The 26,497-nt window shown below is 67.8% G+C and carries 23 protein-coding genes and 1 pseudogene; 5 read left to right on the top strand and 19 right to left on the bottom strand.

The window, feature by feature from the left end; all coding sequences use genetic code 11:
* The 3 genes from NHG85_RS14330 to NHG85_RS14320 form a co-directional block, all read right to left on the bottom strand.
* A partial coding sequence (locus NHG85_RS14330; protein ID WP_253333520.1) for an NAD(P)/FAD-dependent oxidoreductase occupies window positions 1–737 on the bottom strand: 737 nt, incomplete at its 3' end.
* On the bottom strand, window positions 727–1,416 hold the full coding sequence (locus NHG85_RS14325) for a methyltransferase domain-containing protein (RefSeq protein ID WP_253333518.1): 690 nt from the start codon (window positions 1,414–1,416) through the stop codon (window positions 727–729). The genes NHG85_RS14325 and NHG85_RS14330, both read right to left, overlap by 11 nt.
* 11 nt (window positions 1,417–1,427) lie before the next feature.
* Window positions 1,428–2,498: a type III polyketide synthase gene (locus NHG85_RS14320; RefSeq protein WP_253333516.1), complete on the bottom strand. Its 1,071-nt coding sequence runs from the start codon at window positions 2,496–2,498 to the stop codon at window positions 1,428–1,430.
* Between the two features lie 302 nt (window positions 2,499–2,800).
* On the opposite strand from NHG85_RS14320, the gene NHG85_RS14315 reads away from it, so the two are divergent.
* Entirely contained in the window at window positions 2,801–5,593 is a 2,793-nt protein-coding gene (locus NHG85_RS14315) for an AMP-binding protein (RefSeq protein WP_253333514.1), read from the top strand.
* Here NHG85_RS14315 and NHG85_RS14310 read toward each other — a convergent pair.
* Window positions 5,566–6,339 (bottom strand): SDR family NAD(P)-dependent oxidoreductase, encoded by a 774-nt coding sequence (locus NHG85_RS14310; RefSeq protein ID WP_253333512.1) that lies wholly within the window; start codon window positions 6,337–6,339, stop codon window positions 5,566–5,568. The genes NHG85_RS14315 and NHG85_RS14310 overlap by 28 nt on opposite strands.
* A 200-nt stretch (window positions 6,340–6,539) precedes the next feature.
* On the opposite strand from NHG85_RS14310, the pseudogene NHG85_RS14305 reads away from it, so the two are divergent.
* A pseudogene (locus tag NHG85_RS14305) lies at window positions 6,540–6,659 on the top strand (glyoxalase); the annotation flags it as partial.
* A gap of 40 nt (window positions 6,660–6,699) precedes the next feature.
* On the opposite strand, the gene NHG85_RS14300 reads toward NHG85_RS14305, so the two are convergent.
* A complete protein-coding gene (locus NHG85_RS14300) occupies window positions 6,700–7,530 on the bottom strand; it encodes an NAD-dependent epimerase/dehydratase family protein (RefSeq protein ID WP_253333510.1) in 831 nt (276 codons plus the stop codon).
* 294 nt (window positions 7,531–7,824) lie between these two features.
* Here NHG85_RS14300 and NHG85_RS14295 point away from each other — a divergent pair, with 294 nt between their 5' ends.
* The gene (locus NHG85_RS14295) at window positions 7,825–8,559 is read left to right on the top strand and encodes a FadR/GntR family transcriptional regulator (protein ID WP_253333508.1); all 735 of its coding nucleotides are present in this window, start codon (window positions 7,825–7,827) and stop codon (window positions 8,557–8,559) included.
* A gap of 4 nt (window positions 8,560–8,563) precedes the next feature.
* Here the strand turns inward: NHG85_RS14295 and NHG85_RS14290 are convergent, their stop codons facing one another.
* The 10 genes from NHG85_RS14290 to NHG85_RS14245 form a co-directional block, all read right to left on the bottom strand.
* Window positions 8,564–9,697 (bottom strand): mandelate racemase/muconate lactonizing enzyme family protein, encoded by a 1,134-nt coding sequence (locus NHG85_RS14290; RefSeq protein ID WP_253333507.1) that lies wholly within the window; start codon window positions 9,695–9,697, stop codon window positions 8,564–8,566.
* An 8-nt stretch (window positions 9,698–9,705) separates the two neighbouring features.
* Complete coding sequence (gene kdgD / locus NHG85_RS14285; RefSeq protein WP_253333505.1) at window positions 9,706–10,611, bottom strand: 5-dehydro-4-deoxyglucarate dehydratase; 906 nt, start codon at window positions 10,609–10,611, stop codon at window positions 9,706–9,708.
* A 157-nt stretch (window positions 10,612–10,768) separates the two neighbouring features.
* Window positions 10,769–12,151, bottom strand: a complete 1,383-nt coding sequence (locus tag NHG85_RS14280; RefSeq protein WP_253333503.1) for an aspartate aminotransferase family protein — start codon at window positions 12,149–12,151, stop codon at window positions 10,769–10,771.
* A 91-nt stretch (window positions 12,152–12,242) separates the two neighbouring features.
* Complete coding sequence (speB, locus tag NHG85_RS14275) at window positions 12,243–13,208, bottom strand: agmatinase (protein WP_253333501.1); 966 nt, start codon at window positions 13,206–13,208, stop codon at window positions 12,243–12,245.
* Complete coding sequence (locus NHG85_RS14270) at window positions 13,195–14,004, bottom strand: ABC transporter permease subunit (protein WP_253333499.1); 810 nt, start codon at window positions 14,002–14,004, stop codon at window positions 13,195–13,197. The genes speB and NHG85_RS14270 overlap by 14 nt, the downstream gene beginning before the upstream one ends.
* A complete protein-coding gene (locus tag NHG85_RS14265) occupies window positions 14,004–14,903 on the bottom strand; it encodes an ABC transporter permease subunit (RefSeq protein ID WP_253333497.1) in 900 nt (299 codons plus the stop codon). The genes NHG85_RS14270 and NHG85_RS14265 overlap by 1 nt, the downstream gene beginning before the upstream one ends.
* Window positions 14,900–16,045, bottom strand: coding sequence for an ABC transporter ATP-binding protein (locus NHG85_RS14260; RefSeq protein WP_253333495.1), 1,146 nt, complete (start codon window positions 16,043–16,045; stop codon window positions 14,900–14,902). The genes NHG85_RS14265 and NHG85_RS14260 overlap by 4 nt, the downstream gene beginning before the upstream one ends.
* Window positions 16,046–16,107: 62 nt before the next feature.
* A complete protein-coding gene (locus NHG85_RS14255; RefSeq protein ID WP_253333493.1) occupies window positions 16,108–17,190 on the bottom strand; it encodes a polyamine ABC transporter substrate-binding protein in 1,083 nt (360 codons plus the stop codon).
* 35 nt (window positions 17,191–17,225) lie between these two features.
* Window positions 17,226–18,527 carry an NAD(P)/FAD-dependent oxidoreductase gene (locus NHG85_RS14250; RefSeq protein ID WP_253333492.1) on the bottom strand — a complete coding sequence of 434 codons (1,302 nt, stop codon included), beginning with the start codon at window positions 18,525–18,527 and terminating at the stop codon, window positions 17,226–17,228.
* The gene (locus tag NHG85_RS14245; RefSeq protein WP_253333490.1) at window positions 18,527–19,873 is read right to left on the bottom strand and encodes a glutamine synthetase family protein; all 1,347 of its coding nucleotides are present in this window, start codon (window positions 19,871–19,873) and stop codon (window positions 18,527–18,529) included. The genes NHG85_RS14250 and NHG85_RS14245 overlap by 1 nt, the downstream gene beginning before the upstream one ends.
* 113 nt (window positions 19,874–19,986) lie before the next feature.
* Between NHG85_RS14245 and NHG85_RS14240 the strand changes: the two genes are divergently transcribed.
* The gene (locus NHG85_RS14240) at window positions 19,987–20,697 is read left to right on the top strand and encodes a GntR family transcriptional regulator (RefSeq protein WP_253333488.1); all 711 of its coding nucleotides are present in this window, start codon (window positions 19,987–19,989) and stop codon (window positions 20,695–20,697) included.
* A gap of 39 nt (window positions 20,698–20,736) precedes the next feature.
* Here the strand turns inward: NHG85_RS14240 and NHG85_RS14235 are convergent, their stop codons facing one another.
* Window positions 20,737–21,408, bottom strand: a complete 672-nt coding sequence (locus tag NHG85_RS14235; RefSeq protein WP_253333486.1) for a Crp/Fnr family transcriptional regulator — start codon at window positions 21,406–21,408, stop codon at window positions 20,737–20,739.
* 171 nt (window positions 21,409–21,579) lie between these two features.
* On the opposite strand from NHG85_RS14235, the gene NHG85_RS14230 reads away from it, so the two are divergent.
* Entirely contained in the window at window positions 21,580–21,879 is a 300-nt protein-coding gene (locus tag NHG85_RS14230) for a hypothetical protein (protein ID WP_253333524.1), read from the top strand.
* Here the strand turns inward: NHG85_RS14230 and NHG85_RS14225 are convergent.
* Genes NHG85_RS14225 through NHG85_RS14215 form a run of 3 tightly spaced genes read right to left on the bottom strand, consistent with a single transcriptional unit; the run spans window position 21,816 to window position 26,377 of the window.
* On the bottom strand, window positions 21,816–24,872 hold the full coding sequence (locus NHG85_RS14225; RefSeq protein ID WP_253333484.1) for an efflux RND transporter permease subunit: 3,057 nt from the start codon (window positions 24,870–24,872) through the stop codon (window positions 21,816–21,818). The genes NHG85_RS14230 and NHG85_RS14225 overlap by 64 nt on opposite strands.
* 12 nt (window positions 24,873–24,884) lie before the next feature.
* Window positions 24,885–25,925 (bottom strand): efflux RND transporter periplasmic adaptor subunit, encoded by a 1,041-nt coding sequence (locus tag NHG85_RS14220; RefSeq protein ID WP_256500426.1) that lies wholly within the window; start codon window positions 25,923–25,925, stop codon window positions 24,885–24,887.
* Window positions 25,922–26,377: a MarR family winged helix-turn-helix transcriptional regulator gene (locus tag NHG85_RS14215; RefSeq protein WP_253333482.1), complete on the bottom strand. Its 456-nt coding sequence runs from the start codon at window positions 26,375–26,377 to the stop codon at window positions 25,922–25,924. Before NHG85_RS14215 ends, NHG85_RS14220 begins: the two co-directional genes overlap by 4 nt.
* Window positions 26,378–26,497: the final 120 nt, after the last annotated feature.

Below are 26,497 nucleotides of genomic sequence, written 5' to 3'. Positions count from 1 at the left end.
CAGGAGCGCGCCAAATGCGTCTCGAGCGCATCGCCCGCAGCCTGGCCCGGTTGCCGCAGGCCCTGCAACGCGTCGCGCCGGATGCAGCAGGAGATCGAGACGCGCCCGCCGTCGACCCGCACCATGCCGCCATAACCGCCCGGAAAGGACAGAAGCGGCATCAGCTCCGCATCGAGACCGCTGTTCAGGAAATGCGCCTTGAAGCCGAGCAGGTCATGGGGGGCGTGGCTTTTGGTGGCCTGGGTGAGGAGGGGGCCACGATCCCACGAGCCATGCGCCGCGACCAGCACCGGGGCGGCGAGCGTCCTGTCCCCCTGCGGCGTGTCCAGCGCGACCGCGTGGCCCGCCCCAACCCGGTCGAAGCCCGTGGCGCGGCAGGGCTGAAAGACCTCGACGCCACAGCGTCGGGCCTGATCGAGCAGCAACCCGTCGAGCACGTCGCGCCCCAGGCCGCGGCCCGGCCCGCCGGAGGCGGGCATCGGTGCCGTCACCACACGTTCGCCCATGAACAGGGCCAGTCGCCGGATCTCGGGACCCGCGGCGGCGTCCCAGCTTTCGGCGACGCCGAGGGCGTCGAGAACGGGACGGCTGGCCGAGGAGATGAACTCGCCGCAGACCTTGCGCCGGGGAAACGCGGCGCGCTCGATCAGAGCCACGCGCCGCCCCGCGCGCGCCAGCCCGATCGCGGTCGAGGCACCGCCCGGACCGCCGCCGATGATGACGGCGTCATGCGTCATGCCGCACTCCCCGCGCCGCGAAACCATGGGTGAACGGCCCGCGCCGCCCCTCGAAGCCGACCTCGCCGGGCCAGAGCGGCGACAGTTCCATCCCGTGAAACCCCGCGCGCACGCTCGCCGGGGCATCGTGACGTGTCACCGCATTCGCGCCGATCGCGCCCACCGCCCGCGCGGCAAGGTAGGAGGCGGGCGTGCGCAGCGGCTCGGTCGCCACGACATGGCGGGCACGATCCGCGAGCGTATTGAGAAGCCCGCGCAGTTCGGCACCCTCGAAGTGATGGAGAAACAGGTTGGTCACGACGAGATCGACCCGGTCGGCCTGCGCTGCCCACCACCGCTGCGCATCGCTGGTCGCCAGTTCAACACGCCAGCCGAGCGCGCCGAGCGCTTGCCGCGTCGGCTCCGTCACCACGGGCTGCATGTCAAGCAGCACGAGGCGCGGCGCGCCCTCCACCGGGCCGAGCGCGCGGGCGAGGCGCAGCGCCCCGATGCCATCGCCGCAGCCCAGATCGACAAGATCGCGGGGCGGCCATGAGGCATGGGCGCGGATCAGGGATGCGGCGATGCGGGTGTTGAACATCAGCGCGTTGATGCGCCGCAGATCGGCGCGCGAGGCGCGCGCGCGCGGATCGTCGGCGGGCAGCGTATCGAGCATTTCGGGCACCAGCTGTCGCCGCATCGCCGAAAGCCTCACGCCGCCACGCCGAAGCTCATGGTCTCGGCAGTGAGACCAGGGCCGAAGGCCATGCCGATGCCCTGTTGGCCAGGCTGGCCGTGGGCCAGCATCTTCTCGAGCACGAACATCACCGTGGCCGAGGACATGTTGCCGTTGTCGCGCAACACCTCGCGCGATGGGGCCAGCGCCTCGGGGGCGAGATCCAGCGTCTTCTGAATCGCATCGAGCACCGAGCGCCCGCCGGGATGCACCGCCCACAGGTCGATCTCCGCAACGTCGCGGTTGCCCAGGATCTCTGCCCGATGCGCGCCGAGCACCGATTGGATCGTCGCGGGCACCCGGCCCGACAGCACCATGTCGAAGCCGTCATCGCGCACGTTCCAGGTCATCAGCTCGTCCGCCTCGCCCGCGAGCAGCGCCTTGAACCCGTCGAGCCGAAGGCCCGTGGGCTCGGCGGTGACCAGTGCGGCCGAGGCACCGTCGCCCCAGATCGAGAAGGTCAGCAGCTGTTCGAGATCGGTCGTCTCCTTGAGATGCAGCGTGCACAGCTCGCAATTGACGACCAGCACCTTGGCATCCGGCTCGGATCGCACGATGTGGCGCGCGGATTTGAGCGCGCTGATCGCGGCGTAACAGCCCATGAAACCGATCAGTGTCCTCTCGATCGAAGGGGCAAGGCCGAGCCGCCGCAGGATCTGCAGGTCGAGCCCGGGCGCCGACATGCCGGTGCAGCTGGCGACCACGAGATGGGTGATCTCGCGCGGATCTTCCAGCTTCAGCCCCTCGATCGCCCGCATGGCGAGATCGGCGGCGTGGGTCTCGTAGAAACCCATCCGCTCGCCCGTCCCGGGAAAGGCGCCGCGCCGGAACATGCCGGCCCGGTCCACCACCGGACCCGTCGCGTCTTCGGCGGTCTCGATGCAGGAATGACGCCGCTCGATCCCCGACTTCTCGCTCATCTTGAGAAACAGCTTCTGCTCGCGCGGCTTGTCACGCAGGCTGGCGGCCGCGAACTGCCGAAAGTAGCCGTGGATCTCATTGCCGGGAACGGATGTCGCGATGCGATTTACATGGGCTTGGGACAAGGCGATCTCCGGCAGCGGCCGCCTCGACACGGGCAGCATCCAATCGACAACCCCCCGCCTTCCCGGTCTGTTCCGGTCACCATTTCGGCACCGGTGGTGAGGTCTGCGCCGAAAGCCGCCGGTCGCCCGGGCCTTCATGGGCCGCTTGGCGATCCGTGTGCAGGCATTGGTTGTAGTCGCGTCCGATCTTGGCCACATATCCGCCTGTCGCCCTCCGGCGCGCGGTCGCGCCGGCACGGGGCGCGATGCGACCCCCATAAGGCCGGCCCTGCGCCCGGCCCGCGCCCCGAGGAACCGATGCCATGTCCCTGACCCAGACCGTTGCCGCCGATCTGGTGCGCGCCATCGAGACGCATGCCGCGCGCCCCGCCATGGCGCAGGATGGCGCGCGCCTCACCTATGGCGAACTCGGAGGCTTCGTCCGCCTCGTTGCGCCGTTTCTGCAAGGCGCGGGCGCGGTCGCCCTGTTCGGGTCGCCGGGCCTCGCCATGGCCGCGAGCGCCGTGGCCTGCGTGATCGAAGGGCGGCCCTTCGTGCATCTCGACCCGGCCATGCCGCGCGCGGTGCTGCGCAATATCCTGTCGGAGCTTGAGGTGGGGCTGGTGATCCTGTCGCAGGACGCAGCCCCCGGGCAGCTCCCCGAGGACTGCCGAACGCTGGACGCGCGCGCCCTGCTGGAGCGGATTGACATTGCACCCGCCGCCGAGCTGCGCCCCGCGCCGGTCGCGGCAAAGGATCCGATCTACCTCGTGGCCACCTCGGGCACGACCGGAAAGCCCAAGTGCATCCCCGTCACGCAGGACGCGGCGCGCCTCTCCTATGAATGGCGCGATGCCTTCACCCCCTACGCCCCCGGCCAGCGGGTGGGCATCTATATCTTCGCGATCTGGGAGATGTTCCGCCCGCTGCGCCACGGCGCGGAGCTGTGGTTTCCCGATCCCAACGTGCTGATGGCGCCGCGCGGGCTGGCCGACTTCCTGATCCGCAACGACATCGACGAGATGCTGTTCACGCCGTCCTTCTACGACACCTTCCTCGGCGCGATCGACCGCGACACCGCCGCCGCCCTGCCGCTGCGCCGGGTGGTGCTCAACGGCGAGGTGGTGGGCGACGCGCTGATCGCCCGCTCGCTCGACCGGGTGCCGGATGCCGCGCTCTGGAACCTCTACAGCATCTGCGAAACCCACGACATCTGCATCTCCCGGCTCACCGCGCCCGCAGGCGACGGGCCGGTCTCGGTCGGGGTGCCGATGGAGCATCTGCGCGCGGTGATCCTCGACGAGAACGACAGGCCCTGCCCGCCGGGCACGCCCGGCCAGCTGCATTTCGAAGGACCGCGCATGCTGGGGCCGGGCTATGTGAACCGCCCTGAGGAAACGGCGCTGCGGTTTCGCGAGCTTACCCTCGGCGGGCGGTCTGCGCGGCTTTACGATACCGGTGATCAGGCCTGGGTCGACGAGGCGGGCGCGCTGCACATCATCGGGCGCGTGGCCCATATGCTCAAGCTGCGCGGCTTCTCGATCCAGACCCGCGAGCTGACCGAGAGCCTGCAGGACCGGCTGGAGTTTGCCCAGGGCGTGCCCTGGGTGGGCGAGGTCGGCACGCGCGGGCAGGCGCTGGTCTTCTACTTCTCGGCCGATGCGGAGCAGGCGCGCGCCAATGCGGCACGCTGGGGGATCGGGGCGGGCAGCAACCGGATGCCCGCCGCGCTTACCGCCAAGTTGCGCGCGGTGTTGCCCGCCTATTGCGTGCCCTCCTTTCTCGTGCAGCTCGACGCGATCCCGCTGCACCCGGTTTCGGGCAAGGCCGACCTGCGCGCCCTGCCGCCGGTGACGGAACCTGCCGGGGAGGAGGGCGGCGCCGAACGCCCACCCGAAAGCCCGGTGATCGCGGCCGCCGCTCGCGCGATGAACTGCCCGCCCGAGCGGATCGACCCCGAGCTGAGCTTTCACGACCAGGGCGGGGATTCCCTGATGGGCGTGGCCCTGATCCTTGAGCTGGAGCGGATCCATGACGGCCCGGTCGATTTCGATCTGGCGATGAGCGTGCCCTTGGCCCGGCTCGAGCGGCTTCTGGCAGGGGAAGGGCGCTCGGCGGCGCCCAGCGAGGGCTTCGAGCGGCCCGGCCTGCTTCTGACCGGGGCGACCGGCTTTCTGGGCGGGCACGTGCTGGCACGCGCCGCGCGCGATCTGCCGCCCGGACATGTCGTCTATTGCCTCGTGCGCGACAAGCGCCGCGATGCGCGCGAGCGGCTCGATGCCGCGGCTCGGGCGCATGGCGTCGCCGCCAACCGCTATGTCATGGTGCCCGGTGCGCTCGACGCGCCGCGCTTTGGGCTGGACGAGGCGGCGCATGACGCGCTGGCGGCATCGGTCGGCGCAGTGGTGCATTGCGCGGCCATGGTCAACATGGCGGTGGGCCGGGCCGAAATGCTGGAATGGTCGGCGCGCGGCATCGAGACAGTGCTCGCCTTTTGCCGCGCCGCCGGGGCCGATCTGCGCTTCACCTCGTCGAGCGCGGTGTTCCCCGACCGGGGCGGCCCATGGCCCGAGGCCCCGGCTCAGGCGTGGGAGGGCTGCACCGGTTACGGCGCGGCCAAGATCGCGGCCGAGGCGGCGATCACCGCTTCGGGCGTGCCCGCCGCGATCCTGCGGCTGCCCTCGCTCTACGATCTGGACGCGCCGAACCCGCGCGACATCTGCGAAACCATCCTCGCCGCCTCCTACCGCGCGGATGCTTTTCCGAAGGGGCTGTGCTTTCCCATGACGGATGTAAAAGCCGCCGCGGCTCTGCTGCTCGGCCCGGTCACCGGGCCGGGTGCGCCGGTCTACAACCTGATCGCGCAAGCGCGCATCGCGCCGGAAGGAACGATGCCGACCAAGGGTTGGCTGGAAACGGTCGAGCTGCCCAGCGGCATTGCCGCCGTGATCGCGCAGCATCCCGACACGCTGCGCGCCGACGCGGTCTTCGAGGCGGATGCGGCGCGCGCGGCCTGGGCGCGGGTTTCCGATGCCCCGTTCGAGACGATCAGCGATCCCGCCGCCCTACTCGCGCGCCGCCGTGCCGCCTACCAGAGCGAACCGGCGTTGACCTGAACGTCTTCCATAGTGATCGCCCGCCCGGCACCGCTGACGAGAAACGCGGCCAGCTCGGCAATCTCCTCGGGCTGGACCAGCTGGCTTTGCGGGTTCGAGGCCGCGTAATCGGCGCGGACCTCCTCGCGCGATTTGCCACTGGCCGCGATATCCGCGTCGATGAAGGATTTCAGCATCTCGGTCTCGACCCATGTCGGGCTGATCGAGACGCAGGTGATGCCATGCGCAGCCCCTTCGAGGCTGACGCAGCGGCCCAGACCCAGAAGCCCCGCTTTGGAGGCGCAATAGGCCGCGTTGTCGGCCAGCCCCTGATGCGCCGCGACCGAGGCCATGTTGACGATCCGCCCGAAACCGGCGGATTTCATATGCGGCATCACGGCGCGGATCATGCGAAAGGTGCCAGAGAGGTTGGTGTCGATCTGGTCGTCCCAGACATCGTCCGGATGGCCGATGACCGGAGCCTCTGAATAGACCCCGGCGGCGTTGACGAGGATGTCGACCCCGCCGCGCCGCGCGACGACGTCGGAGACGAAGCCGTCGACGCTCTGGTTGGAGCGCACGTCGAGCGCCGCGACATGCGCGCCGATCCCCTCGGGGCCGAGGATCTCGCGGACGGCCCCGGCATCGCCGCCCCGGCGCGCGCCGATGCTCACATCCACCCCGTCGCGGATCAGCCGCCGGGCGATCGCCAGCCCCATCCCCGAAAGCCCGCCCGTCACGATCGCCGTTCTGCTGCCCTTGGTCATGCCGTTCCTCACTCCTGTCTGCGTTGCGGCCCCTGCTACGCCGGATTCGGTGCGGCTGCACCGCGAAACATTCAATTCGCGTCGAGCCGGGCGGTCACGGCGCGGATGTCCTGGGCGATGCTTGCGACGCGGGCGGGCAGGTCGCGCCCCCGCCGCCCGACCAACCACAGCTCGTGGTGGCATCGCGGGGGCAGGGGGGCGAGTATTTCCCAGACGACAAGCCCTACCGCATGGTCTATGTCGAGGACCCCTTCGGCATCGTGTTCGAGATCTACAGCCACAGCTACGAACTGACCTACTCCGCGGGCGCCTACAGCTGAGGCCCGGCCCGCCGCGACGGGCCCCGAAGCGGCGGACGGATCAGTCCCGATCGCCCGCCCGCTTTGCGGCGCGCTGGTCCCATGCGCCATGGATCGGCTCATCGGTGAACACCCCGCCCTGGTAGCGGGCGACGGAGGCGTCTGCCTCGGGGCGGGGCACGGTGCGATGGACATGCGCGGCATGAGCGGCGGAATTGTCCTTCGGACGCCAGCCCAGATGGCCGGCCGTGTTCTCCCACCAGCCCGCATCGTTGTCGGAGGCGCCCCAGATCACCGGGCAGCCCAGATGCGGCGCGCGAAACACAGCCTCGATCAGCGCCACGAAATCATCCTCGCTGAGCCAAGTCGACAGCATCCGCCAATCCGCCGGCGCGGGCGTGCAGGAGCCGATCCGCACGATGGCCGTCTCCTGGCCGAACTTGTCGTGGTAGAGATGCGCCATCGCCTCGCCGTAGGCCTTGGAGACGCCATAGAGCGAGTCCGGGCGCAGCGGGCAGTCGGGGCCGAGCCGGGCGGTCTGGGGGTGATAGCCGACCACGTGGTTCGAGCTGGCAAAGAGGATGCGCGGGTGCCCATGCGCCCGCGCGGCCTCGTAGAGATTGTAGACGCCGCGCAGGTTGGCGGCTTCGATCAGGTCGAACTCGCGTTCGACCGAGATCCCGCCCAGATGCACGATCCCGTCGCAACCCGCGACCAGATCGCGTACCGCCGCGCCATCTGCCAGATCACAGGTGACCACCTCCTCGCCCAGGGCGGCAGGCGCCATCGGCGCGATGTCCGACAGGCGCAAGACCTCGGCCATGTGCCCGAGCCGCTGCCTGAGCATGCGGCCAAGGCCACCCCCGGCGCCGGTGATCAAAAGACGCTTCATCGTCGCATCCCTGCCATGCAGAACGGGCCCGCATCCGGGCCTGCGCAAGGCCCGCGGCAAAACGGCTGAATTCGGGCGATCATGCGGTCTTCCTTTCGTCGGGTTCTTGAACATATATGATGTTCTGACCTCATTTAGGTCAATATATATGATGTGTCGGTTGAGGTAGGCCGGGACAAATCGGTCTTCACCCTATCATTCGTGGCGGGGCGGGATCGCGCGTGAGATTGTCCCGTAGCGTGGAGCGGGTATTGTATGACAGGTCGGCGGGACCGCCGTGATCGGGAGTTTGCCGTGCAGGCCAAGAGAATGCCCGCCGAAGGGCACAGGAAGACATTGGTGCTCAGGCTGCGCGACGCTTTGTACACGCAGATCGAAGCGGGTCGTTACGGGCCGGGGGACCGGCTCCCGAGCGAGGCGCGGCTGACGGAGGAGTTCGAGGTTAGCCGCACCGTGGTGCGCGAGGCGGTCGCGGCGCTCAGGGCCGAAGGGCTGGTCGAGGCGCGCCAGGGCGCAGGCGTGTTCGTGCTGAAGCCCGAGACAGCGCCCGCCTTGCCCTTTCAGAAAATCGATTACGCCCGGATCTCCACCGTTCTGGAAATGCTCGAGCTGCGCACCGCCGTCGAGGTGGAGGCCGCGGGGCTCGCCGCCCGGCGGATCTCGCCGGCGCAGGAGGAGGAGATGGCCGCGCGGATGCAGGCGGTGGAAACCCGCGCGCGCGAAGGCGGGGACACCGCCGAGGCCGATTTTGCGCTGCATCTCGCCATCGCCCATGCCAGCAACAACCCCCGCTTTGCCGAGTTTCTGGCCATGATCGGCCCCGAGGTGATCCCGCGTCGTGCGCTCGATCCCGAGGCCGGGGGGCAGAGCGAGGGGGCCGCCTATCTCGCCGCCATTGCCGCCGAACATGCCCGCATCGTCCATGCGATCCTCAGACGCGACGCGACCGCGGCGCGGCAGGCGATGCGCCATCATCTCGAAGGCAGCCAGCAGCGCTACCGCGCGCTGCTGCGCGGCGCGACCGGCTGATCGTTCACGCGCCCGGCGCGAAGCGGGTCAGCGCGTCGCGGTCGATCTCGATCCCGAGGCCGGGGGCGTCGGGGATCGCAACCACGCCGTTCTCGTGCTCGATCGGCCGGGTCACCACGGCCTGCCGGAACGGATTGTGCGTGCGGTCGAACTCAAGGATCGGCTCGATGGGGTCGCGCCGCACCGGGCTCGGGACCATCGCCGCCATGAATTGCAGCGCCGCCGCGATCTGCACCGCCGTGCCCCAGACATGCGGCACCACGCGGATGCCGTGCAGCGCGCAGAGATCCGCCACGCGCCGTGCCTCGGTAAAGCCGCCCACCCCGCATAGGTCGGGCTGGGCGATGTCGATGGCGCGGGTCTCTATCGCTTCGCGAAAGCCCCAGCGCGTGTGCCATGTCTCCCCTCCCGCCACCGGGATCGGCTGGCGGGCGCGCAGCTCGCGATAGGCGGCGATCTGCTCGGGCACGACCGGCTCCTCGAACCAGTCGATGTCGAACTTCGCGGCGCGCTGGCCGAGCTGTACCGCCTCCACCGTGTCATAGCCGTGGTTGGCGTCGATCATCAGCCGCATTTCGGGGCCGATCGCCTCGCGCACCGCCGCGATGACGCGCAGGTCCTCCTCGACGCCGAAGCCGATCTTGATCTTGCCCGCGTGAAACCCCGCCTCGGCATGACCCGCCATCTCGGCGGCATTGTCAGCGGCGCGGTCGACGCCATCGCGGCGAAAGCTGCCCGTCGCATAGGCGCGCAGGCTCTCGCGAAACCGGCCGCCCAGCAGCGTCGAGACCGAGGCGCCGAAGCGCTTGCCCTTGATGTCCCACAGCGCGATGTCGATGCCGGACAACGCGGTGATCGCGATGCCGCGCTGCCCCTGATCGCGCAGCGCGTTGTAGAGCCTGGCCCAGATCACCTCGGTCTCGAGCGCATCCATGCCCCGGAGCCAGCCCGCATAGGCGGCGATCATCGCGGCGTTGGGCCCCGCGGGCCCGAGACATTCGCCCCAGCCGGTGGTGCCATCCTCACAGATCACCTCGACCAGCATGTGCTGGCGGCGGTCGAACCGCATCGAGGCGCTCTCGAACGGCGTGTCGAGCCGATGCTCCAACATGTAGGTGCGAATCTCGGCGATCTTCATCGCGGCACTCATGACGCGTGGGCCTCGATCAGCGCCCGGAGGATGTCTTCCTCCTCGCGCGTCAGTTCGTCGAGCGGCGGGCGTACGCGCCCCGCCTCGAAGCCCGCGATCCGGACGCCCGCCTTGATCGCCGAGACGGCGTAGCCCTTGCGCCGGGCGCGCAGCGCCATGAAGGGATAGAAGAATTCCTTCAGGATCGTCTCGCAACCGGCGCGGTCGCCCGCGCGCAGTGCCGCGTAGAAGCGGTTGGCCAATCCGGGCACGAAGTTGAACACCGCCGAGGAGTAGGTGGTGAAACCGGCGCCGAGATAGGCCTCGGCGTAAAGCTCCGCCGTGGGCATACCACCCAGATAGGTCAGCCGGTCGCCCATCGTCGCGGTGATCTGGCGCACCATGCCGATGTCGCCCGTGCCGTCCTTGAAGCCTATGAGATTGGGACAGGCGTCGCACAGCCGCGCCAGCGTGTCGGGCTGCAGCACCGCATTGTCGCGGTTGTAGACCATGACGCCGATGCCCACCACATCACAGACAGCCCGGACATGCGCGAACAGCCCCTCCTGCGGCGCATCGATCAGGTAATGCGGCAGGAGCAGGATGCCGTCGGCCCCGGCCTTTTCGGCATCGCGGGCAATGCCCTTGGCGATTTCGGTGCCATAGCCGCAGCCCGAGACGATGGCGGTTTCGCCCGCGCTGTGCTTGGCGGCGCGGATGATCTCGGGAATCTCGCCGGGGGCGAGGGAAAAGAACTCACCCGTCCCGCCAGCCGCGAAGAGCACCGGCGCCCGGTAGCCCGCCAGCCAGCCGACATGACGCTCGTAGCTGTCACGCGCAAAGCGGCTCTCGCCGTCGAAATGGGTCACGGGGAAGGACAACAGACCCGCCCCGAGGGTCGATTTCAGAATCTGCGGGTCCATGATGCGCACCTTCTTATGATGGTCATGACTTTGCTAAGACAGATTGCACGAGGGCGTCAATATTCATCATACAAGTTGACGGGCACAGGAACTTCTCTAGGGAGGGCAGAATGGCGGGGCGGTACGGGGCAATGCCCGCCCGCCTCGCGTCGTGCCGTCAGGCCAGCCCTTCCTTCGCAACCCAATCGGCGGTCCGGTCGAGAATGCGACCCATCTTGCCAACGATCTCGTCGATATTCCCTTCGGTGACGATCATCGGCGGGCAGAGCGCCAGCGTGTCGCCCACATTGCGGATGATCAGCCCTTCCTCATGGCCGATCTCGAAAGCTGCGAGTCCTGCCTTGCCGATGGGATCGAAGGGGCGCTTCGTCGCCTTGTCGGCAACCAGTTCCAGCCCCGCGATCAGCCCCGCGCCGCGCACCTCGCCCACCAGCGGGTGATCGGCAAAGGCCCGAAGCCCCTCATGCATCCGCGCGCCCATCCGGGCGGCGTTGCCCATCAGGTCGCGCTCCTCGATGATCTTCAGGTTCTCGAGCCCCACGGCGGTCGCCACCGGGTGCCCGGAGGCGGTGAAGCCATGGCCGAAGGTGCCGATCCGGGCGGTGTTGTCAGCAATGGCGTCGTAGACCTTTTCGGAAAATACGATTGCGGCCAGCGGCATGTAGGAAGAGGTGAGCTGCTTGGAGGTCACCATGATGTCGGGGGTGAAGCCGTAATGCACGCAGCCGAAGGAGGAACCGAGCCGCCCGAAGCCGCAGATCACCTCGTCGGAGACCAGCAGGATGTCGTGCTTGCGGCACAGCGCCTCGATCCCGGGCCAGTAGCCCTCGGGCGGCGGCATGACCCCGCCCGCCGCCATCAGCGGCTCGCCGATGAAGGCAGCGATGGTCTCGGGGCCTTCGCGCAGGATCACTTCCTCGGCCTCGACCAAGAGCCGCTGCGTGAACGCCGCCTCGCTCTCGCCCTCCTGGCCGAAGCGGTAGTGATGCGGGCAGGTCAGATGCGTCACCGGGATCGCGGGCAGGTCGAAATCCATGTGGTTGTAGGGCAGTCCGGTGAGTGAGCCGGAGGCCACGGTGATGCCGTGATAGCCCTTGGTCCGAGCAAGAAACTTCTTCTTTTCAGGGCGTCCCAGCGCATTGTTCATGTACCACACCATCTTTACGACGGTGTCGTTGGCCTCAGAGCCCGAGGAGGTGAAGAACACCCGGTCAAGTCCTTGAGGTGTCATCTCGATCAGCTTTTCGGCCAGGCGGATCGACGGCTCATGCGCCTTGTGCGCGAAGCTGTGGTAATAGGGCAGCGCCTGCATCTGCCTGTGCGCCGCCTCGACCAGCCGTGGCTCGGAAAAGCCGACGCCGACCGACCACAGCCCGGCGAGCCCCTCGATATAGCGCTTGCCGGTGTTGTCGATGACATGCACGCCCTCGCCCCGCTCGATCACCAGCGGACCCTTTTCCTCGTGGCGGCGGGCGTTGGTATAGGGATGCAGCGCCGTGGAAATATCGGCCTGCGCGAGCGAGTTCGAAAGCTTGGTCATCGCGGACTCCGTATGGGGGGTGGTGGAAAGGGCGGTATCGGGGCCGAGCCTCGCGCAGGCGCGACCCCCTGTCGAGAGGGGACGCGCGGGGCTAGAGACGGCCCACGGCGTGGGGCTGCGCGCCCTTGCCCTGCGCCAGAAGGCATAGCCAGTCGTGCGCCACCGTGGCCGCGGCGATGGCGGTGATCTCGGCGTGATCATAGGGGGGCGAAACCTCGACCAGATCCATGCCGACGAGGTTCATCCCCTTCAGCCCGCGCACGAATTCGAGCGCCTGCCACGAGGCGAGCCCGCCCGCCACCGGCGTGCCGGTGCCCGGGGCAAAGGCCGGGTCGAGCCCGTCGATGTCAAAGCTGAGATAGACCGGCGCATCGCCCGCGCGCTCGCGCACCACCTCGAGGGCGGCGTCGATGCCGTTGCGGTGCAGCCAGGGCGCCGTGAGGATCTCGAAGCCGTGGTCGTGGTCGTTGAAGGTCCGCAGCCCGACTTGAGTGGAGCGGGCCACGTCGATCACGCCCTCGGCGGCGGCGCGGGCGAACATGGTACCGTGATCCATGCGCACCCCGTCGTCTTCCCACGTGTCGCAATGCGCGTCGAACTGCACCAGCGCGATGGGGCCGTGCCGTTTCGCATGCGCCTTCAAGAGCGGGTAGGAGATCGAATGATCGCCGCCCAGCGTGAGCATCCTTGCGCCCGAGGCGAGGATCGCATCGGCATGGGCTTCGATCGTGGGCGCGACGGTCTGGGGATGGTGCGGGTCGATCATGCAGTCGCCCCAGTCGGTGACGGCCAACGTCTCGAAAGGATCGAAGCCGAAGGGAAAGGCCTTGAGCTCGGCCAGCTGGGTCGAGGCGGCGCGGATCGCCGCCGGGCCAAAGCGGCAGCCGGGGCGGTTGGTCACGCTCGCATCGAAAGGCACGCCAGAGACGACGACATCGACCCCGGCCAGATCGCGGCTGTAGCGGCGGCGCAAAAAGCTCAGCGCGCCGCCATAGGTCATCTCGGGCCAGCGGCCCCGCAGGTCGTCGCGCAAAAAGGCCTGGTCACCTTGCTGCATGTTTGTTGCTCCTCGTGATGTGCAGCGCCGCGATGGTCACGGCGATCGAGACGATGACGATGATCAGCGTGGCCAGCGCGTTGACGTCCGGGCTGACGCCGAGCCGGACCTTGGAGAAGATCACCATCGGCAAGGTCGAGGCGCCGGGGCCGGAGACGAAGCTCGCGATCACCAGATCGTCGAGGCTCAGCGTGAAGGCCAGAAGCCAGCCCGAGACCAATGCTGGCGCGATCACCGGCAGCGTCACGTCGAAAAAGACCCGCAGGGGCCGCGCGCCCAGATCGAGCGCCGCCTCCTCCAGGTCCATTTCCATGGTCACCAGCCGCGACTGGATCACCACCGCGACGAAGGCCGCGCCGAAGGTGGCGTGCGCGATGGTGATGGTCAAAAGCCCGCGTCCGCCGGGCCAGCCGATCAGCCCCTCCATCGAGACGAAGAGCAAGAGAAGCGACAGCCCGACGATCACCTCGGGCATCACCAAGGGGGCCGAGACCATGACGCCGAGCGCCATGCGCCCGCGAAACCGCCCGAAGCGGACCAGTGCAAAGGCCGCGAGCGTGCCGATGACCAAGGCCAGAGAGGCGCTCAGCCCGGCGATCTTCAGGCTGAGCCATGCCGCCTCGAGGATCTGGGTGTCGCGGAACAGCTCGCCATACCATTTCAGCGAAAAGCCGCTCCAGACGGTGACGAGGCGGCTTTCGTTGAAACTGAACACGATGAGCGACAGGATCGGCGCGTAGAGAAAGACGAAGCCCAGCACCGCGATGGCGGTCATGACGGGGAATTTCTGTCGCATCAGCCCTCCTCGCGCGCCTGCGCGCGCCTCAACAGCAGGATCGGCCCGATCAGCACCAGAAGCATCACCACCGCCACCGCCGAGGCGACGGGCCAGTCGCGGTTCGAGAAGAACTCGTCCCAGAGCACCCGGCCGATCATCAGCGTGTCCGGCCCGCCCAAGAGCGCCGGGATCACGAATTCGCCCACCGCCGGGATGAAGACCAGCATGCATCCCGCGACGATGCCCCCCGCCGATTGCGGCAAGGTGACGGTGAGGAATGTGGTGAGCGGGCGCGCGCCCAGATCGGCGGCGGCTTCGAGGTGACTGCGATCAAGCCGAGACAGGTTGGCGTAAAGCGGCAGGATCATGAAGGGCAGGTAGGTGTAGGTGATGCCGATATAGACCGCGAAATCGGTCTGGATCAGCTGCAGCGGCGCATCGGTGATCCCCAGCGCCATCAGCATGTTGTTTATGATGCCGTTCGATTTGAGAAAGCCGATCCACGCGTAGACGCGCAGGAGAAACGAAGTCCAGAAGGGCAGCACCACCAGCATCAGCAGGAGATTGCGCCGATCCGGGCGGGCCATGGCGATGACATAGGCCATCGGATAGCCGATCAGCAGGGTGAAGAGCGTCGAGATCGCGGCGATCTTGAGCGATTCCAAGTAGGCCGCGATGTAGAGCCCATCACTGAGCAAGAACAGGTAGTTGCCGAAGTTCAGCACGATATTGAGCGCGCCGTCGGCCCATTCGGCCAAGGGCAGGTAGGGTGGCATGGCGATCGCCAGCTCCGACAGCGAGATCTTGGCCACGACGAGAAAGGGCAGGGCGAAGAAGAGCCCGAGCCACAGGATCGGCACCGCGACGACCAGCGCCCGGCCCGACCACGCGCGGCTCAGATTCAACAGCGCGCTCATGCGGCCAGCACGAAGCCCGCGGCCCCGCTCCATTGCAGCTGCACGGTTTCGCCGATGCGCGGCACCTCCGCATCGGTGCGGGTGGTGTTCGATTGCGTGACGCGCAGCCGCGCGCCGCTGTCGAGCCCGACCTGGAAGATCGTGAGATTGCCCATGTAGGCGACCTCCTCGATCCGCCCCGTCACCGTGTTCTCGAAGCCGGGCCGGGCCGCGCGCCCCATGGCGATCTTCTCGGGCCTGAGCGCCAGCGCGACCCTTTCGCCCGCGCCCGCCTCGAAGCCGCTCTCGACCGTGACCTCGGCGCCGAGATCCGGGCAGGCGAGGCGCAGAAGCGCGCCCTCGCGCCCGGTCACCCGGCCTTCGATGCAGTTCACCGAGCCGATGAAATTGGCGACGAAGCGGCTGTGCGGATGCTCGTAGATCTCATGCGGCGTGCCGACCTGCACGATCTCGCCCGCGTTCATCACCCCGATCCGGCTCGACAGGGTCATTGCCTCTTCCTGGTCATGGGTGACGACGACGAAGGTGATGCCGACTTCGGCCTGGATCTTCTTCAGCTCGAACTGCGTCTCCTCGCGCAGCTTGCGGTCGAGCGCGCCCAAGGGCTCGTCGAGCAGCAGCAGCTTGGGCCGCTTGACCAGCGCACGGGCCAGCGCCACGCGTTGCCGCTGCCCACCCGAAAGCTGGTCGGGCTTGCGCTTGGCGAAGGGTGTCATCTGCACCAGGGAAAGAATATCGGCCACGCGGGTCGCGATTTCGGCGCGCGGCAGCCCATCCCGCTTGAGCCCGTAGGCGATGTTCTTCTCGACGCTCATATGCGGAAACAGCGCGTAGGACTGGAACATCATGTTGGTGGGGCGCGCATGGGGCGCGCGCCCGGCCTGATCCTCGCCGTCGATCAGCACGCGGCCCGCGCTCGGCCTCTCGAAGCCCGCGAGCATGCGCAACAGCGTGGACTTGCCACAGCCCGAGCCGCCGAGCAGGCAGAACAGCTCGCCGCGATATATGTCGAGCGAGACGCCCCGCACCGCCTCGAAGCCGCCGAAGCTCTTGCTTACCCCGTCGAGACGCAGAAACGGCTGCGCTTCGGGGTCGGCCCATGGCGGGACGGCGGGGATGGTGGCGGTCGAAAGCTCGGTCATCGGCGGAACTCCACGTCGGATCGGCGGGGCCCCGGCGATGCGGGGCCCCGCCGCGCAAGCGCTCAGCGCCCGGTCTTGATCTCGGTCCAGGCCCGGGTCAGCGACCGGTCGAACCGTGCGCCATGCGGCTTGAGGGAGAACAGCTTGGCGCGGGTCTCGTCGGGCGGGTAGATGCCCGGATCCTCGCGCACCTCCGCATCGACATGCTCGGTCGCCGCGGTGTTGGGATTGGCAAAATAGACGTAGTTGGTGATCGCCGCCGAAACCTCCGGCTCGAGGATGTGGTCGATGAACTGCAGCGCCGCCTCGGGGTTGGGTGCATCCGCCGGGATCGCCAGCATGTCGAAGCCGACCTGCGCGCCCTCGCGCGGGATGGCATAGGCGATCTCGATGCCCTGATCTGCCTCGGCCGCGCGGTCGCGCGCCTGCAGCAGATCGCCCGAATAACCGACGCTGACGCAGACCTCGCCATTGGCCAGATCATTGATGTATTGCGAGGAGTGGAAATAGCGCACATGCGGGCGAATGGAGAGCAGCAGTTCCTTGGCCTGCTCCAGATCGTCTGCGTCCTCGCTGTTGGGGTCGAGCCCGAGGTAGTTCAGCGCGGGCGCCACCATCTCCGAGGGGCTGTCGAGCATGGTGATGCCGCAATCGGCGAGCTTGGCGGCGGTCTCGGAGTCGAACACCATGTCCCACGAGCCGATCTTGTCGGCCTCGATCCGCTCGGAAACCTTGTTCACATCGTAGCCGATGCCGGTGGTGAACATCATGTAGGGCACGCCGTAGGTGTTGCCGGGATCGTTCACCGCCACGACCTCGAGGATCTCGGGGTCGAGATTGCCGTAGTTCGACAGGGCTTCCTTGTCGATTTCGGCAAAGACGCCCGCCTGCGCCTGCCGCGCCATGAACTCGATCGAGGGCACGACCACGTCGTAGCCGGTCGAGCCGGTGAGCATCTTGGCTTCGAGCACCTCGTTGCTGTCGAAGACGTCGTAATTGACCTCGATGCCGGTCTTCTCCTCGAAGCCCGAGATCGTGTCCTCGGCCACGTAGTCCGACCAGTTGTAGACGTTGAGCTCGCCTTGCGCAGCGAGCGGCGTGGCAAGGGCGGCAAACGCCCCCGCGGTCCAGATCAGTTTCGTCATGGCGTTCCTCCCTGAAGCCTCGATGATACCTGTCGTCAGATCCCCAGCCTGTCGCGCAGGCCGTAATACCAGCTGCCCATCACCGAATAGGGCACGCGCAGCGCCCGCCCGCCGGGGAAGGGAATCCAGGGCAGCCCGGCAAAGACGTCGAAGCGCGAGGCGTCGCCGTGGATCGCCTCGGCGAGGATGCGCCCGAAGGTGTGCGAGCCAGTGACGCCGTGGCCCGAGTATCCATGCGCGAAATAGGTGTTGGCGCCGATCCGGCCCATCTGCGGCACCCGGCTGAACGAAAGCGCGAAATTGCCCGACCAGGCATAGTCGATCCGCGCGTTCTTCAACTGCGGAAAGACCTTGTCCATGTTGCGCTTGAGCTTGGCCTTGATGTCGCGGGGGTCGGAGCCGCCATAGACCGTGCCGCCGCCGAACAGCATCCGCTTGTCGGCCGAGAGCCGGTAGTAATCAAGGATGTAGCGCACGTCCTCGACGCACTCGTCGCGGGGCAGAAGCTCGGCGGCGAGCGCGTCGGAGAGCGGCTCGGTCGCCATCACCTGCGTCGAGACCGGCATGACGCGCGGCGCCAGCTCGGGCACGACATGGCCCAGATAGGCATTGCCGCACAGCACCAGCCGGTCGCAGGTGACCGAGCCATTTTCGGTCTTCACCACCGGTCGCGCGGCCTGCGTGTCGACCGAGACCACGGGCGACATCTCGTGGATCACACCGCCATTCGCCTCCACTGCCGCTGCCTCGCCGAGCGCGAGGTTGAGCGGGTGGATGTGCCCGCCGGTGGTGTCGAGAAGCCCGCCCGCGTAGAAGTCGGAGCCGATGTGATCGCGCAAGGCGGCCTTGTCGAGCATCACCTGATTGTCGATGCCGAAAGAGCGCCAGTGCTTTTGCCTCGCCTCCAGCTCACGCATATGAGCGGGCGTGATGGCGGTGAAGATGTTGCCCTGCTTCAGGTCGCAATGGATGTCATAGCGCGCCACCCGCTCGCGGATGATCTCGCCGCCCTCCTGCACCAGCGAGGCCACGAAACTCGCGGTGTCGCGGCCATAGCGCTTCTCGATAGTCGAGAGCGAGGCGTTGAGCCCGTTGACGATCTGCCCGCCATTGCGGCCCGAGGCGCCCCAGCCGACGCGCGCGCCTTCGAGGATCGTGACGCGGTGGCCCTTCTCGGCGAGGTGCAGCGCGGTCGACAACCCGCTGTAGCCCGCGCCGACGACGCAGATCTCGGTGTCATGATCGCCCGAGAGCGCGGGGCGTTCGGGCGCGGGGTTGGCGGAGGCGGCGTAGTAGGAGCCGGTGTGGGTTCCGTCTCCGGCGTAGGATGCGGCCATCAGACGACCTCCAGATAGCTGTGGAACTCAAGCTCGGTGACATGGCGGTTGAAGCGGGCCTGCTCCTGCTTCTTGGCTTCGACGAACATGCGCTGCAACCGCCGGGAGTAGATCTCCGGCACCAGCTTGCCATGCTGGAAGGCGCGGATCGCGGTGGCCCAGTCGAGCGGCAGATGCGGCAGGTCGAGGCTGTAGGCGTCGCCTGTGATCGAGGGCGGCGGGGTCAGCTCGCGCTCGATCCCCAGGAGCGCACCGCCAAGCACGCTCGCCAGCACGAGGTAGGGGTTGGCATCGGCGCCCGCGACGCGGTGCTCGATCCGGCGGGCGCGGTGATCGCCGCCGGGGATGCGGATCGCCACGGTGCGGTTTTCGTAGCCCCATGCCACGTTCGAGGGCGCATGCGCGCCGGGCAGCAGCCGGCGGAAGCTGTTCTCATGCGGCGCGAAGGTGAGCGCGTTCTCCTGGATCGTCTCCAGAAGCCCCGCCACGGCATTGAGCATCATCGGCGTGCCGTCATCGCCGCCATCGTCGAAGAGGTTGCGCCCCTCGGCATCGGCCAGCGACATGTGCACGTGAAAGCCCGAACCGGCACGGTCGCCGTAGGGCTTGGCCATGAAGGTCGCGCCGAAACCGTGTTGGCGCGCGATGCCGCGCACCACCCGCTTGAACAGCAGCGCGTCGTCAGCCGCGCGCATCGGATCGGCGAGATGGCGCATGTTGATCTCGAACTGCCCCGCGCCGTTTTCCGAGATGGCGCTGTCGGCCGGGATGCCCTGGCTCAGGCAGGCGGCATAGACGTCGTTGAGAAAGGCGTCGAAATGCTCCAGCTCGTCGAGGCACAGCGCCCCGTCCGACATCAGCCGCTTGCCGGTGATGGGCGAGCAGGGCGGCGCGGGCAGGTCGCCCGACGGATCAAAGAGGTAGAACTCCAGCTCGGTCGCCACCACCGGCGTCAGCCCAAGCGCCGTGAAACGGTCGACCACGCTGGCAAGCGCCCTGCGCGGATCGCCCAGAAACGGCGCGCCGCCCTCTTCGGTCATCCACAAGGGGATCAGAGCGGTCGGCTTGCGGGTCCAGCTCATCGGCATGGCGCCGCGCCCGGTGGGCACGCAGATGCCGTCGGCATCACCGGTCTCGAACACCATGGCGCCGCCTTCGATGTCCTCGCCCCAGATGTCGAGCCCGACGATCGACAGCGGCATCCGCACCGATCCCGCCATCACCTTGTCGAGCTGGTCCGCCGGCATCCGCTTGCCGCGCAGCACACCGTTCAGGTCGCAAACGCACCCGAAGATGTTCTCCAGTTCGACCGGCGTGTCGGATGAAAGGGCGGAGGTCAGACTCATGGGCATCCTGCGGTATACTATTCTGCTTTATGTGATATCATTTTTGAGAAAGGCATCATTTTCTTCATGTGTCAATCACACCGTATTCCGCTTTAGGACCGATCGAGACGCCAATGTTCGACCTGCCCGAAATTTATCGTCATCCGGCCATGACCACGCAGGAATACGTCCATGCGCGTCTGAGAAACGCGATCATGGTCGGTGCCGTGCAGCCCGAGAGCACCCTGACGATCCGGGGGCTGGCAGAGTATCTGGAGCTTTCGCCCACCCCGGTGCGCGAGGCGTTGCGCCGCCTGAGTTCGGAGCGCGCGATCGAGCTTTTGGGCAATCGCCGGATCTCGATCCCGGTGATGACCGCGCCCCGGCTCGAGGAGATCCTGCGCCTGCGCATGACGCTCGAATGCCACGCCGCGCGGCGCGCCTTGCCTTTCGTCTCGGAAGTTCTGATCGACCGGATGCGCGCGATCGACGACCGGATGGACGACTATATCCAAAGCCGCGATCTGGACGCGCTCACCATTTCGAACCACGAGTTTCACCGGGTGCTCTACACGGCGAACCCGCACCAGACGGTCCTGCCGGTGATCGAGAGCGTCTGGCTGCAGCTCGGGCCGTTCCAGCGGCAGATGATCCGGGCGCTCGAGCAGTTCTACCTGATCGACCGCCACAAGGAGATCCTGACCGCGCTGCGCGAGCGCGATGCCGCGGCGCTCGCGCTGGCGATCGAGGCGGATATCGAGGACGGCATCGGCCGCGCCGGGCGGGAGGTGTTGCAGGCGGGTCAGCCCGAGAGCGAAACGCATCCCGCGGCGGGCTGGATGTAGGCCCCCTCCGTCATCTCGGGCGGCTCGCGCCGTCCTTTCTCAGGCCGGCTGATCTTGCGACATCAATCGGCGGTAATGCGCCTCCGGCCCGCCATAAAGGCCGCCGGTGACAGCCATGAGCCCCTCGCGGTCGCGGATCAGCACCCGGCCACGGAGCGACCGGATCAGCCCGCGACCTTCCAGATCGTGCAGGGCCACCGTCACGCCCGAGCGGCGCACCCCCAGCATCAAGGCCATGAATTCATGGGTCAGCGGCAGCTCGTCGCCCTGCACCCGGTCGTGGCACATCAGCAGCCAGCGTGCGAGGCAGCTCGTCAGCGTGCCCCGCCCATAGGCCAGCGCCGTGCCCTGAATCTGGATCATCACCGCGTGTACGTACCGCGAGAGCCGGTCGCGGCAGTTGCGGTCTTCCATAAGTTGCCCGAGCGCCCGCGCCTCCAGCCGCCATCCCGCACCGGGAACCTGCATGATCACCTCGGCGGCGCTCCGGTCGTCGCCGAGCACCAGCGGCAGCCCGGTCATGCCTTCGCGTCCCACGAGCGCCGCCTCGATGTTGAGCCCGCCCTTTTCGCTCGACACGATCGAGACGATGCCGCTGGTCGGGAAATACACATGCTCCAGCGGCATGTTGCGGCGTTCGAGCGTCATCTTTACCGGCAGTTCGACGAAGCTGAACGCATCGCGCAGCCTGGCAAGCGCGGAAGCGGGCAAGCTTGCAAGCAGTAGGTTTGCGTCAAAGGGGTCGGGGGTCATGCGGCGTCCTCTCGAGTGGGGGCGAGAAAAATCCAAGGCTCCCGGCGGCCACGCCCGAAAAGTTCGGCGACCGATCGTTGCAACCTATCGGAATCTCCGGCCCGGATCCAATCCTCTCTTTCGCCGATGGTGATCCACGATCCCCCCGGCTTCGGGCGTGCAGGCTTCGCACCAGGGAAAGCGCATCTAGAACACTACCCTTTTCCCGCCGAGCGCGGCATGGAATGCACCGCGACCCGCGAGGGCGGCTATTGGGTGATCAACGGCACAAAGCACTTCGTCTCCGGCGCCGATCCGGCGCAGGCCTTCCGCCACCAGGAGCGGCGCGCATCTCGGCCTGGTCTGCGTGGCGATCTGGCCCCGCATCAGGCGGGCAGGGCCTGCGCCTGTCGCTTCGCCCGCGCCTCCGAGCGGGCGAAGAAGACATAGTAGAACACCGGTGCCGCGATCAGCGTCAACACGCTGGCAAAGGCCAGACCGCCCATGATCGTCACCGCCATCGAGACGAAGAAGGCATCCGACAAGAGCGGCAGCATGCCGAGGATCGTCGTCGCCGCCGCCAGCACCACGGGCCGCAGGCGCGAGACGCAGGCCGTGACGATCGCCTCGCGCAGCTCGACCCCTTCGGCGCGCACGAGGTCGATCTCCTCGACCAGCACGATGCCGTTCTTGATCAGCATCCCCGAGAGCGACAGCAGGCCTAGAAGTGCGGTGAAGGTGAAGGGCAGCCCGGTGCCCAGAAGCCCGATCACCACGCCGTTGACCGACATCGGCACCAGAAGCCAGATGATGATCGGCTGCTTGATCGCGTTGAACAGCAGCACCGAGATCAGCACCATCACCAGAAGGCTCAGCGGCAGCTGGCGGCCGAGGCTTTCCTGCGCATCGCCCGAGGCCTCGAACTCGCCGCCCCAGTCGAGCGCATAGCCCGGTGGCACCTCGATCGCCTCCACCGCCGCGCGGACCTGCGCGAAGACCTCCGCCGCGGTGCGCTCGGGCGGGATGTCCGCGCCGACGGTGAGCGTCGGCACCCGGTCGCGGCGATGCACCAAAGTGTTCTGCACCTCGTAGCCCAGGCCGTCGATCACCTGCTCGATGGGCAGGAAATGCTGCCCTGTTTCGGACCAGACCGGCTGGTCGCGCAGGTCGCTGGTGGCGTCGCGCGGCAGGCGCACGGTGATCGGGATGAGCCGGTCGCCCTCGCGGTAGACGCCGCCCGCCACGCCGTCAGTGGCAAAGCGCAGCGCAGCGGCCACATCGTCACGGCTGATGCCCGCGCTTTGCGCGCGGTCGGTCGCATAATCGGGGCGCAGCACCAGTTCGGGCTCGCGCCAGTCGGTGCGCGGATTGAGAATGTCGGGCGAGGCCTCTTGCAGGGCCGCGATGATCTCGTCGCCGATCTCGCGCAGGACCGCCGGATCGGGGCCGGAGATGCGCGCCTCGATCGGATCGCCGCCGCCGGGGCCGAAGACCAGCCGCCGCGTGCGGAACTCGCCCGCGGGAAGTGCTGCGCGGCCAAACGCTTCGAGGTCCTCCTGCAGCGCCGGGATTTCCTCGATGTTATCGGTGCGGATGATCATGTGGCCATAGCTCGGATTGGCCTTCTCGGCGGCATAGGTGAGCATGAAACGTGTCGCACCCTGACCGGCGTAGCTGGTGTATGAGACCACCTCCTCGCGCTCCGAGAGCCAGTCCTCGACCAGCGCGAGATCCTGCGCTGTCTGGTGGATCGTGCTGCCTTGGGGCAGCTTGTAATGCACGAAGAACAGCGGCGTGTTGGAGTTCGGAAAGAACTGCTGCCGGATCTGGCCGAAGCCCGCGAAGCACACGACGGTGATCGCCACCAGCGCCGGGATCACCAGCCAGCGGGCGGTGATGGCACCGCGCAGCACCGCCGCATAGCCGCGAAACAGCGCGCCGTCATAGGCGCCCGCACCGCCCGCCGTGCCCCGCTTGAACAGGTAATGCCCCAGAAGCGGCGTCACCGTGATCGCCAGCACCCAGCTCAGCAGCAACGAAATGCCGATGACCGCGAAGAGCGAGAACATGAATTCGCCCGTCGCATCCGGCGAGAGGCCAATGCCCGCGAAGGCCATGATGCCGATCACCGTGGCGCCCAGGAGCGGGATCTGCGTCTTGCCGGCCGTCTCGGCCGCCGCCTCGCGCGAGGATTTGCCCCCCTGCATGGAGATCTGCATCCCTTCGGCCACGACGATGGCGTTGTCGACCAGCATGCCCATGGCGATGATCAGCGCGCCGAGCGAAATGCGCTCCATCTCGATCGCGAAAACGGCCATGAAGAACAGCGTGCCGACCACGGTGAGCAGCAAGGTCGCGCCGACCACCACCGCAGCGCGCCAGCCCATGAACAGCGCCAGCACCGCCACCACGATGGCGACCGACATGGCGAGGTTCACCAGAAAGGCGTTCGACGCCTCCTCGACTACGAGATGCTGCTGATAGATCGGCTCCAGAGAAACGCCCGCCGGAATCTCGGCGAAAAGCTCGGCGAGGCGGTCGTCGACGCGGTGGCCGACGGCGACGATGTTCTCGGTGGAGAGCCCCGCCACGCCGAAGGTGAAGGCCTCCGTCCCGTCGTGGCGCAGGATCAGCGAGGGCTGTTCGACCCGGCCGCGATGCACCTGAGCCACGTCGTAGAGGTTGAGCACCTCGCCGCCGACGCCGACCGAGAGGCCGGAGATCTCCGAGACGCTGTCGGAGCCCTCGGGCGCTTCGATCAGCACCCTCTGACCGTTGGACTCGGTCGAGCCCGCGGGCACGACCGAATCCGCCGAGGCCAGCGCGCCGACCACCGCCTGCGCGGGCAGGTTCTGCGCCACCGAAAGCGCAAGCTCCGGCTCGACGAAGATCGCCTCCTGCGGCAGACCGGCGAGATCGACATCCGCCACCCCTTCGACCGCCAGAAGCTCGCGCCGCAGCCAATTGGCGAGGCGGTGGATCTCGGCATCCGAATAGCCCGGCGCGGTGACGGCGTAGTAAAGCCCGAACACGTCGCCGAAGCTGTCGTTGACCACCGGGTCACCGACGCCCGAGGGCAGGCTGCGGGCGGCATCGTTCACCCGTGCGCGCAACTTGGTCCAGATGTCGGGCAGGGCCTCGCCGCCATAGGTCGATTTCACCTCGACCTCGATCAGAGAGTGATTGGGCCGGTTCACCGAGGTGATCCGGTCGATCTCGCCCATCTGCTGGATCGCGGATTCGAGCGGCTCGGAGACCTCTCGCGCGACCTGTTCGGCCGAGGCGCCGGGATAGCTGGTGGAAATCACCGCCTGCTTGATGGTGAAGGCCGGGTCTTCGAGCCGGCCCAGCGTGGCAAAGCCCCACAGGCCGCCGAACAGGCAGCCGAGGATCAGCAGCCATGTCAGGATCGGTTTTTCGATGGAGGCGCGCGCGATGGTCATCTGTCCTGCCCCTTACTGCGGAAAGCCGGTGAAGCGACGCACCGCCGCGCCGTCATCGAGCGTGGCCGCCCCGGCGGCGACGATCTCGGCCCCTGGCGCGAGACCGCCCGTGATCACGAAGCCGCCGTCATCGGCCACCTCGACCTCGACCGGTGTCCGCGTGACATGGCCCAGGTCGTCGGTCCCTTCGTCGGGCGCAAAGCGCATGACCGAGACGCTGCCGTCCGGTGCAGGCACCAACGCCGCGGTCGGCACCGGCAGGCCGGTTGCGGCTTCTGCCAGCCGCGCGGTGACCGTGACCGAGGAGCCGGGCAGCACGTCTGGCGCGGTTTCGGGGTCGAAGGCGAGGGTCAGGCCGAAGCTCTGGCCGACAGCGGTGGCGTCGGAGGTGTATTCGCGGATTTCGAGCGGATAGGTTTCGGCGCGGCCGGGCAGGCGCGCGGTGATCTCGACATCGGTCTCGCGCCCGGCGCGCTGGAACAGGATCTCGGGCACCTCGACCTCGACCCTGAGTTCGGACATGTCGTGCAGCCGCACGATCGGCGTGCCGACCGCAAGGGTGGTGAAATTCGCGACCAGCCGCTCGGCCACCAGCGCCTCGAACGGCGCATGCAGCGTCGCCTTGGAGAGCGCGCGTTCGGCATCGCGCAGCGCCACCTCGGCCAGCTCGGCATTGGTGCGCGCGTCTTCCTGCGCCGCCTCGCTCACGGTGGAGCGGCTGAGCTGCGTCAAGCGGTCGAGATCGCGCCGGGCCTGCGCCTGCCTGAGCTTTGCCTGTTCCAGCGCCAGCTCGAAGGGCTCGGGGTCGAGCCGGGCGACGAGATCGCCCTCGGGCAGGGTCTGGCCCTCGATCACCGGGAACTCGACCAGCTGCCCGCCGACCTGAAAGGCGATGTCGACAGTCTGCCGCGCCGCGACCTGGCCATAGAATTCGCGGGTCAGCGCGGTGTCGGCCGTGCCGAGCACCATCAGCTTGACCGGGCGGGGCGGGGCCTCCTGCGCCGTGAGCGACAGGGGCAGCAGGATGAGCAACAGGGCAATGAAACGGGTCAAAACGGCAATCCCTTTGGCAGGCCATCGGCCCGGATGTGGTGGCGGATACGGGTGAGCAGCGCGGCGAAGCGGTCGAGATCGGCCTCGGGCAGGCCGGTGGCCTCGCGTATGGCGCGATCGGCATGGGCGAGCATGTCCTCGCGCCGCGCGCGGCCCGCCTCGGTCAGATCCAAAAGCCAGACGCGGCGGTCCTCGGGGTCGCGGCGGCGCGCGATCAGCCCGCGCGCCTCCAGCCCGTCGGCCAGCGCGGTGACGGTCGAGGGCAACGCCTGCATCAGCCGCGCCAGATCGCCCATCCGGCGCGGGGCCGACAGCCGCACGAGAAACAGGTGCTCCTGCTTGGACAGCTCCGGCTCAAGGCGTTCGAGCCGCTCGTGCAGCGCCCAGTAGAGCAGCGCCACCCCGAGCAGCATGTCGCCGCCCCCGCCGTCGATCTCGTCGCCTTCGCTCATCCGCCTGCCTCGTCTCCGACTCATGCGCGAAGAGTTACTTCATCGGATGAAAGATTTGAATATTGAAAATACCGCAGGCCGATCTTTCGAAATGCATTAGGGTGCGACGGTGCATGTGGC

The sequence above is a fragment of the Limimaricola litoreus genome (assembly GCF_024159025.1).
Classification (GTDB): Bacteria; Pseudomonadota; Alphaproteobacteria; order Rhodobacterales; family Rhodobacteraceae; genus Limimaricola; species Limimaricola litoreus.
The sequence above is the reverse complement of the archived record's forward strand: the minus strand, read 5'-3'. Positions and strand labels throughout refer to the sequence as shown.

Bases quoted from the DNA above. Each gene is read 5' to 3' on its own strand.
- NHG85_RS14310 (WP_253333512.1), bottom strand. From the start codon at position 6,339: ATGACCAAGGGCAGCAGAACGGCGATCGTGACGGGCGGGCTTTCGGGG.
- NHG85_RS14280 (WP_253333503.1), bottom strand. From the start codon at position 12,151: ATGACCAAGCTTTCGAACTCGCTCGCGCAGGCCGATATTTCCACGGCG.
- NHG85_RS14215 (WP_253333482.1), bottom strand. From the start codon at position 26,377: ATGAGCGAAGGCGACGAGATCGACGGCGGGGGCGGCGACATGCTGCTC.
- NHG85_RS14245 (WP_253333490.1), bottom strand. From the start codon at position 19,873: ATGAGTCTGACCTCCGCCCTTTCATCCGACACGCCGGTCGAACTGGAG.
- NHG85_RS14255 (WP_253333493.1), bottom strand. From the start codon at position 17,190: ATGACGAAACTGATCTGGACCGCGGGGGCGTTTGCCGCCCTTGCCACG.
- NHG85_RS14315 (WP_253333514.1), top strand. From the start codon at position 2,801: ATGTCCCTGACCCAGACCGTTGCCGCCGATCTGGTGCGCGCCATCGAG.
- NHG85_RS14250 (WP_253333492.1), bottom strand. From the start codon at position 18,527: ATGGCCGCATCCTACGCCGGAGACGGAACCCACACCGGCTCCTACTAC.
- NHG85_RS14225 (WP_253333484.1), bottom strand. From the start codon at position 24,872: ATGACCATCGCGCGCGCCTCCATCGAAAAACCGATCCTGACATGGCTG.
- kdgD (WP_253333505.1), bottom strand. From the start codon at position 10,611: ATGGACCCGCAGATTCTGAAATCGACCCTCGGGGCGGGTCTGTTGTCC.
- speB (WP_253333501.1), bottom strand. From the start codon at position 13,208: ATGCAGCAAGGTGACCAGGCCTTTTTGCGCGACGACCTGCGGGGCCGC.
- NHG85_RS14260 (WP_253333495.1), bottom strand. From the start codon at position 16,045: ATGACCGAGCTTTCGACCGCCACCATCCCCGCCGTCCCGCCATGGGCC.
- NHG85_RS14240 (WP_253333488.1), top strand. From the start codon at position 19,987: ATGTTCGACCTGCCCGAAATTTATCGTCATCCGGCCATGACCACGCAG.
- NHG85_RS14290 (WP_253333507.1), bottom strand. From the start codon at position 9,697: ATGAAGATCGCCGAGATTCGCACCTACATGTTGGAGCATCGGCTCGAC.
- NHG85_RS14265 (WP_253333497.1), bottom strand. From the start codon at position 14,903: ATGAGCGCGCTGTTGAATCTGAGCCGCGCGTGGTCGGGCCGGGCGCTG.
- NHG85_RS14300 (WP_253333510.1), bottom strand. From the start codon at position 7,530: ATGAAGCGTCTTTTGATCACCGGCGCCGGGGGTGGCCTTGGCCGCATG.
- NHG85_RS14270 (WP_253333499.1), bottom strand. From the start codon at position 14,004: ATGCGACAGAAATTCCCCGTCATGACCGCCATCGCGGTGCTGGGCTTC.
- NHG85_RS14325 (WP_253333518.1), bottom strand. From the start codon at position 1,416: ATGCGGCGACAGCTGGTGCCCGAAATGCTCGATACGCTGCCCGCCGAC.